1 protein-coding gene is annotated in these 1942 nt (G+C 71.5%); it reads left to right on the forward strand.

Translation table 11 applies throughout. The annotated features are described in order from the left end of the window. On the forward strand, positions 1-1942 hold a 1942-nt coding region (locus ACWELQ_RS44825; protein WP_452403045.1), incomplete at both ends, for a condensation domain-containing protein.

Consider the following 1942-nt stretch of genomic DNA (forward strand, 5'->3'; position numbering starts at 1 on the left):
CTCACCCCGTCGGCGCTGTCCACGGTCGACCCGTCCGGCCTCGACGACCTGCGCCTGATCGTCACCGGCGGTGAACCCTGCCCGCCGGAACTCGTCGCCGCGTGGGCGGCCCCGGGCCGCGAGCACTTCAACGACTACGGCCCGACCGAGGCCACGGTCTGGGCCGCCGGAGCGCCGCTGCGCGCCGGGCAGCCGATCACCATCGGCCGTCCCGCCCCCGGCATGCGGGCGCTGGTGCTCGACGACCGGTTGCGCCCGGTCCCCGACGGCGTGATCGGCGAACTCTATCTGTCCGGAATCGGCTTGGCGCGTGGCTATTTCGGCCGCTTCGATCTCACCGCCGCCCGATTCGTGGCCGACCCGCACGGCAGCGGCGGGCGCATGTACCGCACCGGCGACCTGGTGCGCCGCCGAGACGGCGACCTGGAGTACCTGGGCCGCACCGATACCCAGGTCAAACTGCGCGGCCTGCGCATCGAACTCGGCGATGTCGAGGCCGCGCTGACCGCCGAGCCGACGGTCGCGCGCGCCGTCGCCGTGGTCCGCGACGACGGCCGCGGCGGCCTGCTCGCCGCCTACGTGGTCCCCGCACCCGACTCCGATCCGCAGCCGTCGGCATTGAAGAAGGCGGTGTCGCAACGACTTCCGTCGTACATGGTGCCGTCGTCGATCACCGTGCTGGCCGACCTGCCGCGCACCGCCAACGGCAAACTGGACCTGGACGCGCTGCCCGCGCCACAGCCCGCCGAAGGTGAACGGCAGGCCCCCGCAGGCCCGACGGAGATCGCGGTGGCGGCGGCGTTCGCCGACGTACTGGGCATCGACGAGGTGTGGCGCGAGGACGACTTCTTCGCCCTCGGCGGCAACTCACTGATAGCGACACGGGTCGTCGCGCGGCTGAATGCCGCACTGGGCGTTGCCGTTCCGGTCCGGGCGCTCTTCGACGCACCTACGGTGACCCAACTGGCCGCCCTCGTCGACTCGGGCGACGCCTCCGACCGGCCCCGTCCCGGACCCCGTCCGCGCCCGGCCCGGATTCCGCTCTCGGCCGCACAGCAGCGCATGTGGTTCCTCAACCGCTACGAGCCCGGCTCACCGCTCTACAACATCCCCGGCGCATTCGACATCACCGGCGCACTGGATGTTTCGGTGCTGCGCGCCGCCATCGACGATGTGGTGGCCCGGCACGAGACCCTGCGCACGATCTATCCCGTCGGCCCCGACGGGCTGCCCTACCAGCAGATCCTCGCCGCGACTCCGGGATCGACGCCCATTACCGAACTCGAGGTGACCGACGGCGAGATCGGCGACGTCCTGATGGCACAGCTGTCGCGGGGTTTCGACATCGTCCGTGAGACCCCGCTGCGGGTGTGCGTGCTCCACGCCGGACCCGACCGGACCATCCTCGCGCTCGCCGTCCACCACATCGCGGCCGACGGCTGGTCCATGGCACCGCTGGCCCGAGACGTCATGTACGCCTTCGCTACTCGCGCATCCGGGGCCGCGCCCGACTGGGTCCCGCTGCCGCTGCAATACGCCGATTACGCCCTCTGGCAGCACGAGCTGCTCGGCTCCGAGGACGATCCGGACAGTATCGGCAATCAGCAGCTGGACTTCTGGCGCACGAGGCTGTCCGGCCTGCCCGAGGTCCACGCGCTACCCACCGATCGGCCCCGCCCGACCCTGCCCACCGGCACCGGCGACCGCATCGAATTCGCCGTTCCCGCAGCGGTTCACGACCGCATCCAACTGCTGTCTCGCGGGCACGGCGCGACCCCGTTCATGGTGGTGCACGCTGCCCTGGCGATCCTGCTGGCCCGGTTGTCCGGCCGCACCGACATCGCCCTCGGCACGGTGGTGGCCGGTCGCGGCGACGGCGAATTCGACGACCTCGTCGGCATGTTCGTCAATACCGTCGTGCTGCGCACCCACGTCGATCCCG

The sequence above is a fragment of the Nocardia sp. NPDC004722 genome (assembly GCF_053601505.1).